General features: G+C 70.7%; 11 protein-coding genes. All 11 read right to left on the bottom strand.

The genetic code is table 11. The features are described from left to right. Positions 1-3: 3 nt before the first annotated feature. From nuoL to ACZ8ZB_RS19635, 11 genes are read right to left on the bottom strand one after another with little or no spacing between them, the layout of a single operon-like run. On the bottom strand, positions 4-1,968 hold the full coding sequence (nuoL, locus tag ACZ8ZB_RS19685; protein ID WP_470739003.1) for an NADH-quinone oxidoreductase subunit L: 1,965 nt from the start codon (positions 1,966-1,968) through the stop codon (positions 4-6). Between the two features lie 14 nt (positions 1,969-1,982). Further along, on the bottom strand, positions 1,983-2,282 hold the full coding sequence (gene nuoK / locus ACZ8ZB_RS19680) for an NADH-quinone oxidoreductase subunit NuoK (protein ID WP_004927567.1): 300 nt from the start codon (positions 2,280-2,282) through the stop codon (positions 1,983-1,985). After that, the gene (locus ACZ8ZB_RS19675; protein ID WP_470739002.1) at positions 2,279-3,121 is read right to left on the bottom strand and encodes an NADH-quinone oxidoreductase subunit J; all 843 of its coding nucleotides are present in this window, start codon (positions 3,119-3,121) and stop codon (positions 2,279-2,281) included. Before ACZ8ZB_RS19675 ends, nuoK begins: the two co-directional genes overlap by 4 nt. Beyond that, complete coding sequence (gene nuoI, locus ACZ8ZB_RS19670; RefSeq protein ID WP_470739001.1) at positions 3,118-3,759, bottom strand: NADH-quinone oxidoreductase subunit NuoI; 642 nt, start codon at positions 3,757-3,759, stop codon at positions 3,118-3,120. Before nuoI ends, ACZ8ZB_RS19675 begins: the two co-directional genes overlap by 4 nt. After that, positions 3,752-5,125 (bottom strand): NADH-quinone oxidoreductase subunit NuoH, encoded by a 1,374-nt coding sequence (gene nuoH, locus ACZ8ZB_RS19665; protein WP_470739000.1) that lies wholly within the window; start codon positions 5,123-5,125, stop codon positions 3,752-3,754. The genes nuoI and nuoH overlap by 8 nt, the downstream gene beginning before the upstream one ends. Then, entirely contained in the window at positions 5,122-7,626 is a 2,505-nt protein-coding gene (locus ACZ8ZB_RS19660; protein ID WP_470738999.1) for an NADH-quinone oxidoreductase subunit G, read from the bottom strand. Before ACZ8ZB_RS19660 ends, nuoH begins: the two co-directional genes overlap by 4 nt. Then, positions 7,623-8,972: an NADH-quinone oxidoreductase subunit NuoF gene (gene nuoF / locus ACZ8ZB_RS19655; RefSeq protein WP_470738998.1), complete on the bottom strand. Its 1,350-nt coding sequence runs from the start codon at positions 8,970-8,972 to the stop codon at positions 7,623-7,625. Before nuoF ends, ACZ8ZB_RS19660 begins: the two co-directional genes overlap by 4 nt. Beyond that, entirely contained in the window at positions 8,972-9,892 is a 921-nt protein-coding gene (gene nuoE / locus ACZ8ZB_RS19650) for an NADH-quinone oxidoreductase subunit NuoE (protein WP_470738997.1), read from the bottom strand. Before nuoE ends, nuoF begins: the two co-directional genes overlap by 1 nt. Beyond that, complete coding sequence (locus ACZ8ZB_RS19645; RefSeq protein ID WP_470738996.1) at positions 9,889-11,220, bottom strand: NADH-quinone oxidoreductase subunit D; 1,332 nt, start codon at positions 11,218-11,220, stop codon at positions 9,889-9,891. The genes nuoE and ACZ8ZB_RS19645 overlap by 4 nt, the downstream gene beginning before the upstream one ends. Next, positions 11,217-11,969, bottom strand: coding sequence for an NADH-quinone oxidoreductase subunit C (locus tag ACZ8ZB_RS19640; protein ID WP_470738995.1), 753 nt, complete (start codon positions 11,967-11,969; stop codon positions 11,217-11,219). Before ACZ8ZB_RS19640 ends, ACZ8ZB_RS19645 begins: the two co-directional genes overlap by 4 nt. Next, on the bottom strand, positions 11,966-12,520 hold the full coding sequence (locus ACZ8ZB_RS19635) for a NuoB/complex I 20 kDa subunit family protein (protein WP_470738994.1): 555 nt from the start codon (positions 12,518-12,520) through the stop codon (positions 11,966-11,968). The genes ACZ8ZB_RS19640 and ACZ8ZB_RS19635 overlap by 4 nt, the downstream gene beginning before the upstream one ends. Positions 12,521-12,531 lie beyond the last annotated feature (11 nt).

Genomic DNA, 12,531 nt, shown 5'->3' with positions numbered 1-12,531 from the left:
GTATCAGACCGCCCTCATCAGCAGGGTCGCGGCGACCAGGACCGCCGCGCCGCCGAACATGGAGACCGCGTAGGACCGCGCGAAGCCGTTCTGCAGCCTGCGCATCCGTCCGGACAGGCCGCCCAGGGAGGCCGCCGTGCCGTTGACGACCCCGTCGACCAGGGTGTGGTCGACGTACACCAGCGAGCGGGTGAGGTGCTCACCGCCGCGGACCAGGACCACGTGGTTGAAGTCGTCCTGGAGCAGGTCGCGCCGGGCGGCCCGGGTGAGCAGCGACCCGCGCGGGGCGACGGCCGGCACCGGACGGCGCCCGTACTGGGCCCAGGCGATCGCCACACCGACGATCATCACGGCGACCGTGGAGAGCGTCACCGTCAGCGCGCTGATCGGCGCGTGACCGTGGTCGTGGCCGGTGACGGGCTCCAGCCAGTGCATGAAGCGGTCGCCGATGCTGAAGAAGGCGCCGCCCGCGACCGACCCGACGGCCAGCACGATCATCGGGACCGTCATGGTCTTCGGGGACTCGTGCGGGTGCGGCGGGGTGTAGGCGCCGCGGGTCTCGGCGGCGGGCTCCACGTCCGGCTCCGCCGGGGACGGCGTCGGGGCGTTGCGCCAGCGCTCCTCGCCGAAGAACGTCATCAGCATCACGCGCGTCATGTAGTACGCGGTGATCGCCGCGCCCAGCAGGGCGCAGGCGCCGAGGATCCAGCCCTCGGTGCCGCCCTTGGCGAACGCCGACTCGATGATCTTGTCCTTGGAGAAGAAGCCGGACAGGCCGGGGAAACCGATGATCGCGAGGTAGCCGAGGCCGAAGGTGACGAACGTGACCGGCATGTACTTCCTGAGGCCGCCGTAACGGCGCATGTCGACCTCGTCGTTCATGCCGTGCATCACCGAGCCGGCGCCGAGGAACAGCCCGGCCTTGAAGAAGCCGTGCGTCACCAGGTGCATGATCGCGAAGACGTAGCCGATGGGGCCGAGGCCCGCGGCCAGCACCATGTAGCCGATCTGCGACATGGTCGAGCCGGCCAGCGCCTTCTTGATGTCGTCCTTCGCGCAACCGACGATCGCACCGAACAGCAGCGTGACCGCGCCGACGATGGTGACGACCAGCTGGGCGTCCGGGGCGCCGTTGAAGACGGCCGCGGAACGGACGATCAGATACACGCCCGCCGTCACCATGGTCGCCGCGTGGATCAGGGCCGAGACGGGCGTCGGGCCCTCCATCGCGTCCCCGAGCCAGGACTGCAGCGGCACCTGGGCGGACTTGCCGCAGGCGGCGAGCAGCAGCATCAGCGCGATCGCGGTGAGCTTGCCCTCACCGGCCTGCCCGGCGAGGCCGGGCTCCTCCAGGGTGCCGAGCACCGGCCCGAAGGCGAAGGTGCCGAACCACAGGAACATCAGCATGATCGCGATGGACAGGCCCATGTCGCCGACCCGGTTGACCAGGAAGGCCTTCTTCGCCGCCGTCGCCGCGCCGGGCTTGTGCTGCCAGAAGCCGATCAGCAGGTAGGAGGCGAGACCGACGCCCTCCCAGCCGACGTACAGCAGCAGGTAGTTGTCGGCGAGGACCAGGATCAGCATCGCCGCGAGGAACAGGTTCAGATAACCGAAGAAGCGGCGGCGCCGCTCGTCGTGCTCCATGTACCCGATGGAGTACAGGTGGATCAGCGAGCCGACGCCGGTGATCAGCAGGACGAACGTCATCGACAGCTGGTCGAGCCGGAAGGCGACGTCGGCCTGGAAGCCCTCCACCGGGATCCAGCTGAACAGGTGCTGCGTGACGGTGCGTTCCTCGGCGCCCTTGCCCAGCAGGTCGGTGAAGAGCACCAGGCCGAGCGCGAAGGAGACGGCCGCGAGCAGCGTGCCGATCCAGTGGCCGACGGCGTCCAGCCGGCGTCCGCCGCACAGCAGGACCACCGCTCCGAGCAGGGGCGCCGCCACCAGCAGCGCAATCAGGTTCTCCACGATTCAGCAGCCCCTCACAGCTTCATCAGGCTGGCGTCGTCGACCGAGGCCGAGTGGCGGGAACGGAACAGGGACACGATGATCGCCAGCCCGACCACGACCTCCGCGGCGGCGACGACCATCGTGAAGAAGGCGATGATCTGGCCGTCGAGGTTGCCGTGCATCCGGGAGAAGGCGACGAACGCGAGGTTGCAGGCGTTGAGCATGAGCTCGACGCACATGAAGACGACGATGGCGTTGCGCCTGATCAGTACGCCCGTGGCGCCGATCGTGAACAGCAGCGCGGCCAGGTACAGGTAGTTGACCGGATTCACTTCGACGCCTCCTCGGCCCGCTTGAAGGTCGGCGCCTCGATCGCGGTGCGCTCCAGACGTTCTTCCGCGCGCTGCTCCATCGCCCGCAGGTCGTTGATCGCCTCCTGCGACACGTCGCGGATCTGGCCGCGCTCCCGCAGCGTCTTGCTGACGGTGAGGTCCGAGGGGGTGCCGTCGGGCAGCAGGCCCGCGATGTCCACGGCGTTGTGCCGGGCGTACACGCCGGGCGCCGGCAGCGGCGGCAGGTGCTTGCCCTCGCGCACGCGCTGTTCGGCCAGCTCCCGCTGCGTCCTGGCGCGCTCGGTGCGCTCCCGGTGGGTGAGCACCATGGCGCCGACGGCGGCCGTGATGAGCAGGGCGCCGGTGATCTCGAAGGCGAAGACGTACTTGGTGAAGAGGAGGGCCGCCAGACCCTCCACGTTGCCGCCCGCGTTCGCCTCGCCGATGCCGTTGAACTCGCTGAGCGAGGCGTTCCCGATCCCGCCGACCAGCAGGACGCCGAAGCCGAGCCCGCACAGCAGGGCCAGCCAGCGCTGGCCCTTGATGGTCTCCTTCAGGGAGTCCGCGGCCGTGACGCCGACCAGCATCACCACGAACAGGAACAGCATCATGATCGCGCCGGTGTAGACGACGATCTGCACGACGCCCAGGAAGTAGGCGCCGTTGGCCAGGTAGAACACCGCCAGGATGATCATGGTCCCGGCGAGGCAGAGCGCGCTGTGCACGGCCCGCCGCATGAAGACGGTGCACAGGGCGCCGATCACGGCGACGGTGCCGAGGATCCAGAACTGGACGGCCTCGCCGGTGGAGGTCGAGTAGGCGGCGAGCTGCCCGGTCATCGCCCGATCACCTTCTCCGAGGCCGGCTCCTCCGGCCCGAACGTGGACTCGGCCTCCTGGACCACCTCGCCCTTGGAGTGGGCGGTCTGACGCTCCGTGCCGGGCGCGGCCTCGGTCACCAGGCCGCGGTAGTAGTCCTGTTCGTCCGTGCCCGGGTACATGGCGTGCGGGGAGTCGACCATGCCCTCCTCCAGGCCGGCGAGCAGCTGCTCCTTGGTGTAGATGAGGTTGGCCCGGCTGGAGTCGGCCAGCTCGAACTCGTTGGTCATCGTCAGCGCGCGCGTGGGGCACGCCTCGATGCACAGGCCGCACAGGATGCAGCGGGCGTAGTTGATCTGGTAGACGCGGCCGTACCGCTCGCCGGGCGAGTAGCGCTCCTCGTCCGTGTTGTCCGCGCCCTCGACGTAGATCGCGTCGGCGGGACAGGCCCAGGCGCACAGCTCGCAGCCGACGCACTTCTCCAGGCCGTCCGGATGGCGGTTGAGCTGGTGCCGTCCGTGGAAGCGCGGAGCCGTGGTCTTCTGCTGCTCCGGGTACTGCTCGGTGAGCCGCTTCTTGAACATGGCCTTGAAGGTCACGCCGAAGCCGGCCACCGGGTTCAGGAAACCGGGCTTGGTGTCCTTCGGTTCCTCAGCCATCGGACGCCTCCTTTCCATCCGTAGGTCCGCCCTGCGATTCGTCACTGTGAGCATCCGGTCCGCCGCTGGCGACGAGCTCCCGCTCGTGGCGCGGGCGGCGCCGCGGCACCGGGGGCAGCTCCTGGCCGGGCAGCGGCGGCACGGGGAACCCGCCCGTCATCGGGTCGAACGGAGGCTGCTCCGCGGGCTGTGCGGTGTCCTCGCCCCGGCCGCGGAACAGGTCGGCGACGAAGGAGAGCAGCAGCAGGGCGAGGACGCCCGCGGCGATGTAGAGCGCGATGTCGGTGAAGTCGTAGCCCTCGTTCCGCAGCGCCCGCACGGTGGCGACGGCCATCAGCCACACCAGGGAGACCGGGATGAGGACCTTCCAGCCGAGCTTCATCAGCTGGTCGTAGCGGACCCGCGGGAGCGTGCCGCGCAGCCACACGAAGCCGAACAGCAGGGTCAGCAGCTTGCCGGTGAACCAGAGCATCGGCCACCAGCCGTGGTTCGCGCCCTCCCAGAAGGTGCTGATCGGCCACGGGGCCCGCCAGCCGCCCAGGAAGAGGGTCACCGCGACGGCCGAGACGGTCACCATGTTGATGTACTCGGCGAGCATGAACATCGCGAACTTGATCGACGAGTACTCGGTGTTGAAGCCGCCGACCAGGTCGCCCTCGGACTCCGGCATGTCGAAGGGGGCGCGGTTGGTCTCGCCGACCATCGTCACGATGTAGATGAGGAAGGAGACCGGCAGCAGCAGGACGTACCAGCGGTCGGTCTGCGCCTCGACGATCGTCGACGTCGACATCGACCCCGAGTACAGGAACACGGAGGCGAACGCGGCGCCCATGGCGATCTCGTACGAGATCATCTGCGCGCAGGAGCGCAGGCCGCCCAGGAGCGGGTAGGTGGAGCCGGAGCTCCAGCCCGCCAGGACGATGCCGTAGATGCCGACCGAGGCGACCGCGAGGATGTACAGCATCGCGATCGGCAGGTCGGTCAGCTGCATGGTGGTGCGCTGGCCGAAGACCGAGATCTCGTTGCCGGCCGGCCCGAAGGGGATCACCGCGAACGCCATGAAGGCGGGGATCGCCGCGACGATCGGCGCGAGGACGTAGACGGCCTTGTCCGCGCGTTTGACGACGACGTCTTCCTTGAGCATCAGCTTCACGCCGTCGGCGAGCGACTGGAGCATGCCCCAGGGGCCGTGCCGGTTGGGGCCGATGCGCAGCTGCATCCAGGCGACGACCTTGCGCTCCATGACGATGGAGATCAGCACGGTCACCATCAGGAAGGCGAAGCAGAACACCGCCTTGAGGGCGATCAGCCACCAGGGATCGCGGCCGAACATCGAGAGGTCTTCAGCGGCGAGGTACGGGCTCATGCCTCCACCTCCTCGGGGGCCTCGCCGGCGGGGGTCGCCGGGCCGATACGGACGAGTGAGCCGGGCAGCGCCCCGGTGCCGGAGGCGACGCCGCCGTCGACGGAGTTCAGCGGCAGCCACACCACGCGGTCGGGCATCGCGGTGACGGCCAGGGGCAGTTCGACCGTCCCCTCGGTGCCGGCCACCGCGAGCAGGTCGCCGTCCTCGACGCCGGCCTCGGCGGCCGTGGCGGCGGACAGGCGCGCGCGGGCGGCGTGCCGGGTGCCGGCGAGCGCCTCGTCGCCGAGTTGCAGCAGGCCGTGGTCGAGCAGCAGCCGGTGCCCGGCGAGCACGGCCTCCCCGGCGGCCGGCCGGGGCAGCACGCCCGCGGTCTCCAGCGGGTCGGTGGCCCCGGGGCCGTCCCAGGCGCCGAGCCGGTCGAGCTCCGCGCGGATCGTGCGCAGGTCCGGCAGGCCCAGGTGGACGTCCATGGCGTCGGCCAGCATCTGCAGCACGCGCGCGTCGGTGGGCGCGGGCCGCCGGGTCATCTGGTCGGGCTTGAGCGCCGCCTCGAACAGGCGGACCCTGCCCTCCCAGTTGAGGAAGGTGCCGGCCTTCTCGGGAACCGCGGCGACCGGCAGGACCACGTCGGCGAGTGCGGTGACCTCGCTGGGCCGCAGCTCCAGCGACACCACGAACCCGGCCTCGGCGAGTGCGGCACGCGCGCGTGCCGGATCGGGCAGGTCGGCGACCTCCACGCCCGCGACCAGCAGCGCCTGGAGCTCGCCGCGCGCCGCCGCCTCGACGATCTGTCCGGTGTCGCGGCCGTAGCGGTGGGGCAGCTCGGCCAGCCCCCAGAGGGCGGCGACCTCCTCACGCGCCCGCGGGTCGGTCGACGGACGGCCGCCGGGCAGCAGCGCCGGCAGCGCGCCCGCCTCCACGGCGCCGCGCTCCCCGGCCCGGCGCGGGATCCACACCAGCCGGGCGCCGGTCGCGGCGGCGAACCGGACGGCCGCGGTCAGGCCGCCCCGTACGGCGGCCAGCCGCTCGCCGACGACGACGACCGCGCCCTCGCCCCGCAGCGCCTCGGCGGCCCTGGCCCCGTCGCCCTCCAGGCCGACGCCGCCCGCCAGGGCGTCCAGCCACTCGGTCTCGGTCCCGGGAGCCGCCGGCAGCAGCGTGCCGCCGGCCTTCTCGAGCCCGCGCGTGGCGTGCGTGGCCAGGGCGAAGGTCTTCTGTCCGTGCTTGCGCCAGGCCTTGCGCAGCCGCAGGAAGACGCCGGGGGCCTCCTCCTCGGACTCGAAGCCGACCAGCAGGACCGCGGGCGCCTTCTCCAGGGAGGAGTACGTGACGCCCGTGCCGTCGAGGTCACGGCCGCGTCCGGCGACCCGCGCGGCGAGGAAGTCGGCCTCCTCGGCGCTGTGCACGCGCGCGCGGAAGTCGATGTCGTTGGTGGCGAGCGCCACCCGGGCGAACTTGCTGTACGCGTAGGCGTCCTCGACGGTGAGCCGGCCGCCGGTCAGCACACCGGTGCGCCCGCGCGAGGCCAGCAGGCCCTGCGCCGCGATCCGCAGCGCGTCCGGCCAGGACGCCGGCTCCAGCTCGCCCTCCGGGTTGCGCACCAGCGGCGTGTCGAGGCGGTCCCTCAGCTGCGCGTACCGGAACGCGAAGCGCCCCTTGTCGCAGATCCACTCCTCGTTGACCTCGGGGTCGTGGGCGGCGAGCCGCCGCATGACCTTGCCGCGCCGGTGGTCGGTGCGGGTGGCGCAGCCGCCGGAGCAGTGCTCGCACACCGACGGCGACGAGATCAGGTCGAAGGGGCGGGAGCGGAACCGGTACGCCGCCGAGGTCAGCGCGCCGACCGGGCAGATCTGGATGGTGTTGCCGGAGAAGTACGACTCGAAGGGGTCGCCCTCACCGGTGCCGACCTGCTGGAGCGCGCCCCGCTCGATCAGTTCGATCATCGGGTCGCCCGCGACCTGGTTGGAGAACCGGGTGCAGCGGGCGCACAGCACGCACCGCTCGCGGTCGAGCAGCACCTGGGTCGAGATCGGGACGGGCTTCTCGTAGGTGCGCTTCCTGCCCTCGAAGCGGGACTCGGCGTTGCCGTGCGACATCGCCTGGTTCTGCAGCGGGCACTCGCCGCCCTTGTCGCAGACCGGGCAGTCCAGCGGGTGGTTGATCAGCAGCAGCTCCATCACGCCCTTCTGGGCCTTCTCCGCGACCGGCGAGGAGAGCTGCGTCTTCACCACCATCCCGTCGGTGCAGGTGATGGTGCAGGACGCCATGGGCTTGCGCTGGCCCTCGACCTCGACGATGCACTGGCGGCAGGCGCCCGCCGGGTCGAGGAGCGGGTGGTCGCAGAATCGGGGGATCTCGATGCCGAGCTGCTCGGCGGCCCGGATGACCAGGGTGCCCTTGGGCACGCTGATCTCGGCGCCGTCGATGGTCAGCGTCACGAGGTCCTCGGGCGGGACCGCGGCTTCCCCTCCGCCGGAGGGAGCGCTCGTGGTCACGGTCATGCGTTCACCTCCGTGCGGTGGTCGGCCCAGGCCGTGGACCTGGCCGGGTCGAAGGGGCAGCCCCGGCCCGTGATGTGCTGCTCGTACTCCTCGCGGAAGTGCTTGAGCGAGGAGAAGATCGGCGAGGCGGCGCCGTCGCCGAGGGCGCAGAAGGACTTGCCGTTGATGTTGTCGGCGATGTCGTTCAGCTTGTCGAGGTCGGCCATCCGTCCCTTGCCGGCCTCGATGTCCCGCATCAGCTGGACCAGCCAGTACGTCCCCTCGCGGCAGGGCGTGCACTTGCCGCAGGACTCGTGGGCGTAGAACTCGGTCCAGCGGGTGACGGCACGGACCACGCAGGTGGTCTCGTCGAAGCACTGCAGCGCCTTCGTGCCGAGCATGGAACCGGCGGCGCCCACTCCCTCGTAGTCGAGGGGGACGTCGAGGTGCTCGTCGGTGAACATCGGCGTCGAGGAGCCGCCCGGCGTCCAGAACTTCAGCCGGTGCCCCGGCCGCATCCCGCCGCTCATCTCCAGGAGCTGGCGCAGCGTGATGCCGAGGGGCGCCTCGTACTGTCCGGGATTGGCGACGTGGCCGCTGAGGGAGTAGAGCGTGAAGCCGGGGGACTTCTCGCTGCCCATCGAGCGGAACCACTCCTTGCCCCGGTTCATGATGGCGGGGACCGACGCGATCGACTCGACGTTGTTGACCACGGTCGGGCACGCGTAGAGGCCCGCGACCGCCGGGAAGGGGGGACGGAGCCGCGGCTGTCCCCGGCGGCCCTCGAGCGAGTCGAGCAGTGCGGTCTCCTCACCGCAGATGTACGCGCCCGCGCCCGCGTGCACGGTGAGCTCGAGGTCGAGTCCGCTGCCCAGGATGTTCTCGCCGAGGAAGCCGGCCGCGTAGGCCTCGCGCACGGCCTCGTGCAGCCGCCGCAGGACGGGGACGACCTCACCGCGCAGGTAGATGAAGGCGTGGGACGACCTGATGGCGTGGCAGGCGATGACGATGCCCTCGATGAGGCTGTGCGGGTTCGCGAAGAGGAGCGGAATGTCCTTGCACGTCCCGGGCTCGGACTCGTCGGCGTTGACCACCAGGTAGTGGGGCTTGCCGTCGCCCTGGGGGATGAACTGCCACTTCATCCCCGTCGGGAAGCCGGCGCCGCCGCGCCCGCGCAGACCTGACTCCTTGACGTACGCGATGACGTCGTCCGGTGACATGGCGAGCGCCTTGCGCAGCCCCTCGTACCCCTCGTGCCTCCTGTAGACGTCCAGCGTCCAGGACTCGTCCTCGTCCCAGAAGGCCGACAGCACGGGCGCGAGCAGCTTCTGCGGGTTCATGTCCTTGAGCTCGGGTGCCAAGGTCATCACTCCCCCTCCTCTGCGACGGGACCCGACGAACCGGAGGGGCGAGGCGGAGCCTCTCCATCACGGGTGGTGGTGGGCGACGGGTGGGCGGGGTCGGAGGCCGATGTGTCCTGCGGCGCGTCGTGCGAGCTGAGGTGCTCGGTGGGCGACGGCTCGTGCGGCGGGGTGTCCCGGGGCGCCTCGCCGCGCGGGTGCACCACGCGCGCGGGGGCGGCCTCCCCCTTGGCCAGCTTCAGGCCGATCAGGGAGGCGGGTCCCGCGCTGCCGGTGGCCTCGACGGCTCCCTCGCGCGCGTCGGGGAAGCCGGCCAGGATGCGGGCGGTCTCCTTGAACGTGCACAGGGGCGCCCCGCGGGTGGGCGCGACCGGGCGGCCGGCGCGCAGGTCGTCGACCATGCGCTTGGCGCTCTCGGGGGTCTGGTTGTCGAAGAACTCCCAGTTCACCATCACCACGGGCGCGAAGTCGCAGGCCGCGTTGCACTCGATGTGCTCCAGGGTGACCTTGCCGTCGTCGGTGGTCTCCCCGTTGCCGACGCCCAGGTGCTCCTGGAGCTCCTCGAAGATCGCGTCCCCGCCCATGACGGCGCACAGGGTGTTGGTGCACACCCCGACCTGGTAGTCGCCGCTCGGCCGGCGCCGGTACATGGTGTAGAAGGTGGCGACCGCGGTCACCTCGGCCGTGGTCAGGTCCAGCATCTCCGCGCAGAACCGCATCCCGGTGCGCGTGACGTGGCCCTCCTCCGACTGCACGAGGTGCAGCAGCGGCAGGAGGGCGGACCGGGAGTCCGGGTAGCGGGCGATGACCTCGCGCGCGTCGGCCTCCAGCCGGGCCCGGACCTCGTCCGGGTAGGCGGGCGCGGGCAGTTCGGGCATGCCCAGGCTGACGCCCCGCTCGGACCGCTCGGAAGAAGAGGTGGTCACCGGTCGACGCCTCCCATCACGGGGTCGATGGACGCGACGGCGACGATGACGTCGGCGACCTGGCCGCCCTCGCACATCGCCGCCATGGCCTGCAGGTTGGTGAAGGACGGGTCGCGGAAGTGGACCCGGTAGGGGCGGGTGCCGCCGTCGGAGACGACGTGCGCCCCGAGCTCGCCCTTGGGCGACTCGACCGCCGCGTACGCCTGTCCCGGCGGGACCCGGAAGCCCTCGGTGACCAGCTTGAAGTGGTGGATCAGGGCCTCCATGGAGGTGCCCATGATCTTCTTGATGTGGTCGAGGGAGTTGCCCAGTCCGTCCGGTCCCAGGGCGAGCTGGGCGGGCCAGGCGATCTTCTTGTCGGCGACCATGACCGGTCCGGGCTGGAGCCGGTCCAGGCACTGCTCGACGATGCGCAGCGACTGGCGCATCTCCTCCAGCCGGATCAGGAAGCGACCGTAGGAGTCGCAGGTGTCGGCGGTCGGGACCTCGAAGTCGTAGGTCTCGTACCCGCAGTACGGCTGTGCCTTGCGCAGGTCGTGCGGCAGGCCCGTGGAGCGCAGGATCGGACCGGTGGCGCCGAGGGCCATGCAGCCGGCCAGGTCCAGGTAGCCGACGTCCTGCATGCGGGCCTTGAAGATGGGGTTCCCGGTGGCGAGCTTGTCGTACTCCGGGAGGTTCTTCCGCATCGTCTTCACGAACTCGCGGATCCGGTCCACCGCGCCGGGCGGCAGGTCCTGGGCGAGTCCGCCGGGGCGGATGTACGCGTGGTTCATCCTCAGCCCGGTGATGAGCTCGTAGAGGTCGAGGATGAGTTCACGGTCACGGAATCCGTAGATCATGATCGTGGTGGCGCCGAGCTCCATGCCGCCGGTGGCGATGCACACCAGGTGGGAGGAGAGCCGGTTCAGCTCCATCAGGAGCACCCTGATGACCGAGGCCCGGTCGGGCACCTGGTCCTCGATGCCGAGGAGCTTCTCGACCGCGAGGCAGTACGCCGTCTCGTTGAAGAACGACGTCAGGTAGTCCATGCGCGTCACGAACGTGGTGCCCTGGGTCCACGTCCGGTACTCGAGGTTCTTCTCGATGCCGGTGTGGAGGTAGCCGATGCCGCAGCGGGCCTCGGTGACCGTCTCGCCGTCGATCTCCAGGATCAGCCGGAGCACTCCGTGGGTGGAGGGGTGCTGCGGGCCCATGTTGACGACGATCCGCTCGTCGTCGGTGCGGGCCGCGGTCTCGACGACCTCGTCCCAGTCGCCGCCGGTGACGGTGTAGACGGTTCCTTCGGTGGTCTCGCGCGCCGAGGCGGCGGATGCGTGCGACGTGCTCATGAGTACGACCTCCGCTGGTCCGGAGCCGGGATCTGGGCGCCCTTGTACTCGACGGGGATGCCGCCGAGGGGGTAGTCCTTGCGCTGCGGATGGCCCTGCCAGTCGTCCGGCATCATGATCCGCGTGAGGGCCGGGTGGCCGTCGAAGACGATGCCGAAGAAGTCGTACGTCTCGCGCTCGTGCCAGTCGTTGGTCGGGTAGACGGAGAACAGCGACGGGATGTGCGGGTCGCTGTCGGGGGCGCTGACCTCGAGGCGGATCAGCCGGTTGTGGGTGATCGAGCGCAGGTGGTAGACGGCGTGCAGCTCGCGGCCCTTGTCGTTCGGGTAGTGCACGCCGCTGACGCCGGTGCACAGCTCGAAGCGCAGGGCGGGGTCGTCGCGCAGGGTCCTCGCGACCCGGACCAGGTGCTCGCGCTCGATGTGGAAGGTGAGTTCGCCGCGGTCGACGACCGTCTTCTCGATGGCGTTCTCCGGGAGCAGGTCCTGTTCCTCCAGGGCTCCCTCCAGCTCGTCGGCGACCTCGTCGAACCACCCGCCGTAGGGGCGGGCCGCCGGTCCCGGGAGCCGGACCGAGCGGACCAGTCCGCCGTAGCCGGAGGTGTCGCCGCCGCCCGCGGCGCCGAACATCCCGCGCTGGACCCGGATCTCCTCGCCGCCCCGTCCGCGCTGCCCGGGGAGGTTCTCGGCGGACAGGTCCTTCTCGGGGTTCACCCCGTCCGGCCCGCCCGCGCCGTTCGCGTCGCTCATCGCAGCAGCCCCTTCATCTCGATCGTGGGCAGGGCCTTGAGCGCCGCCTGCTCCGCCTCGCGGGCCGCCTCCTCGGCGTTCACGCCGAGCTTGGAGGTCTGGATCTTCTGGTGGAGCTTGAGGATGGCGTCCATCAGCATCTCGGGGCGGGGCGGGCAGCCGGGGAGGTAGATGTCGACCGGGACGATGTGGTCGACGCCCTGCACGATCGCGTAGTTGTTGAACATGCCGCCCGAGGAGGCGCAGACCCCCATGGAGATCACCCACTTGGGGTTCGGCATCTGGTCGTAGACCTGCCGCAGCACCGGCGCCATCTTCTGGCTGACCCGCCCGGCGACGATCATGAGGTCCGCCTGCCGCGGTGAGCCGCGGAAGACCTCCATGCCGAAGCGCGCCAGGTCGTAGCGGCCGGCGCCGGTGGTCATCATCTCGATGGCGCAGCAGGCGAGGCCGAACGTGGCGGGGAAGACGGACGACTTGCGCACCCAGCCCGCGGCCTGCTCGACGGTGGTCAGCAGGAATCCGCTCGGCAGCTTTTCTTCGAGTCCCATGACTAAAGGCC

It is taken from the genome of Streptomyces sp. 12E, assembly GCF_055633275.1.
The sequence above is the reverse complement of the archived record's forward strand: the minus strand, read 5'-3'. Positions and strand labels throughout refer to the sequence as shown.

What these genes read in the sequence shown, in the direction of transcription:
- ACZ8ZB_RS19675 (WP_470739002.1), bottom strand. Translation starts at nt 3,121, where the DNA reads ATGACCGGGCAGCTCGCCGCCTACTCGACCTCCACCGGCGAGGCCGTC.
- nuoI (WP_470739001.1), bottom strand. Translation starts at nt 3,759, where the DNA reads ATGGCTGAGGAACCGAAGGACACCAAGCCCGGTTTCCTGAACCCGGTG.
- nuoH (WP_470739000.1), bottom strand. Translation starts at nt 5,125, where the DNA reads ATGAGCCCGTACCTCGCCGCTGAAGACCTCTCGATGTTCGGCCGCGAT.
- ACZ8ZB_RS19660 (WP_470738999.1), bottom strand. Translation starts at nt 7,626, where the DNA reads ATGACCGTGACCACGAGCGCTCCCTCCGGCGGAGGGGAAGCCGCGGTC.
- nuoF (WP_470738998.1), bottom strand. Translation starts at nt 8,972, where the DNA reads ATGACCTTGGCACCCGAGCTCAAGGACATGAACCCGCAGAAGCTGCTC.
- ACZ8ZB_RS19645 (WP_470738996.1), bottom strand. Translation starts at nt 11,220, where the DNA reads ATGAGCACGTCGCACGCATCCGCCGCCTCGGCGCGCGAGACCACCGAA.
- ACZ8ZB_RS19640 (WP_470738995.1), bottom strand. Translation starts at nt 11,969, where the DNA reads ATGAGCGACGCGAACGGCGCGGGCGGGCCGGACGGGGTGAACCCCGAG.
- ACZ8ZB_RS19635 (WP_470738994.1), bottom strand. Translation starts at nt 12,520, where the DNA reads ATGGGACTCGAAGAAAAGCTGCCGAGCGGATTCCTGCTGACCACCGTC.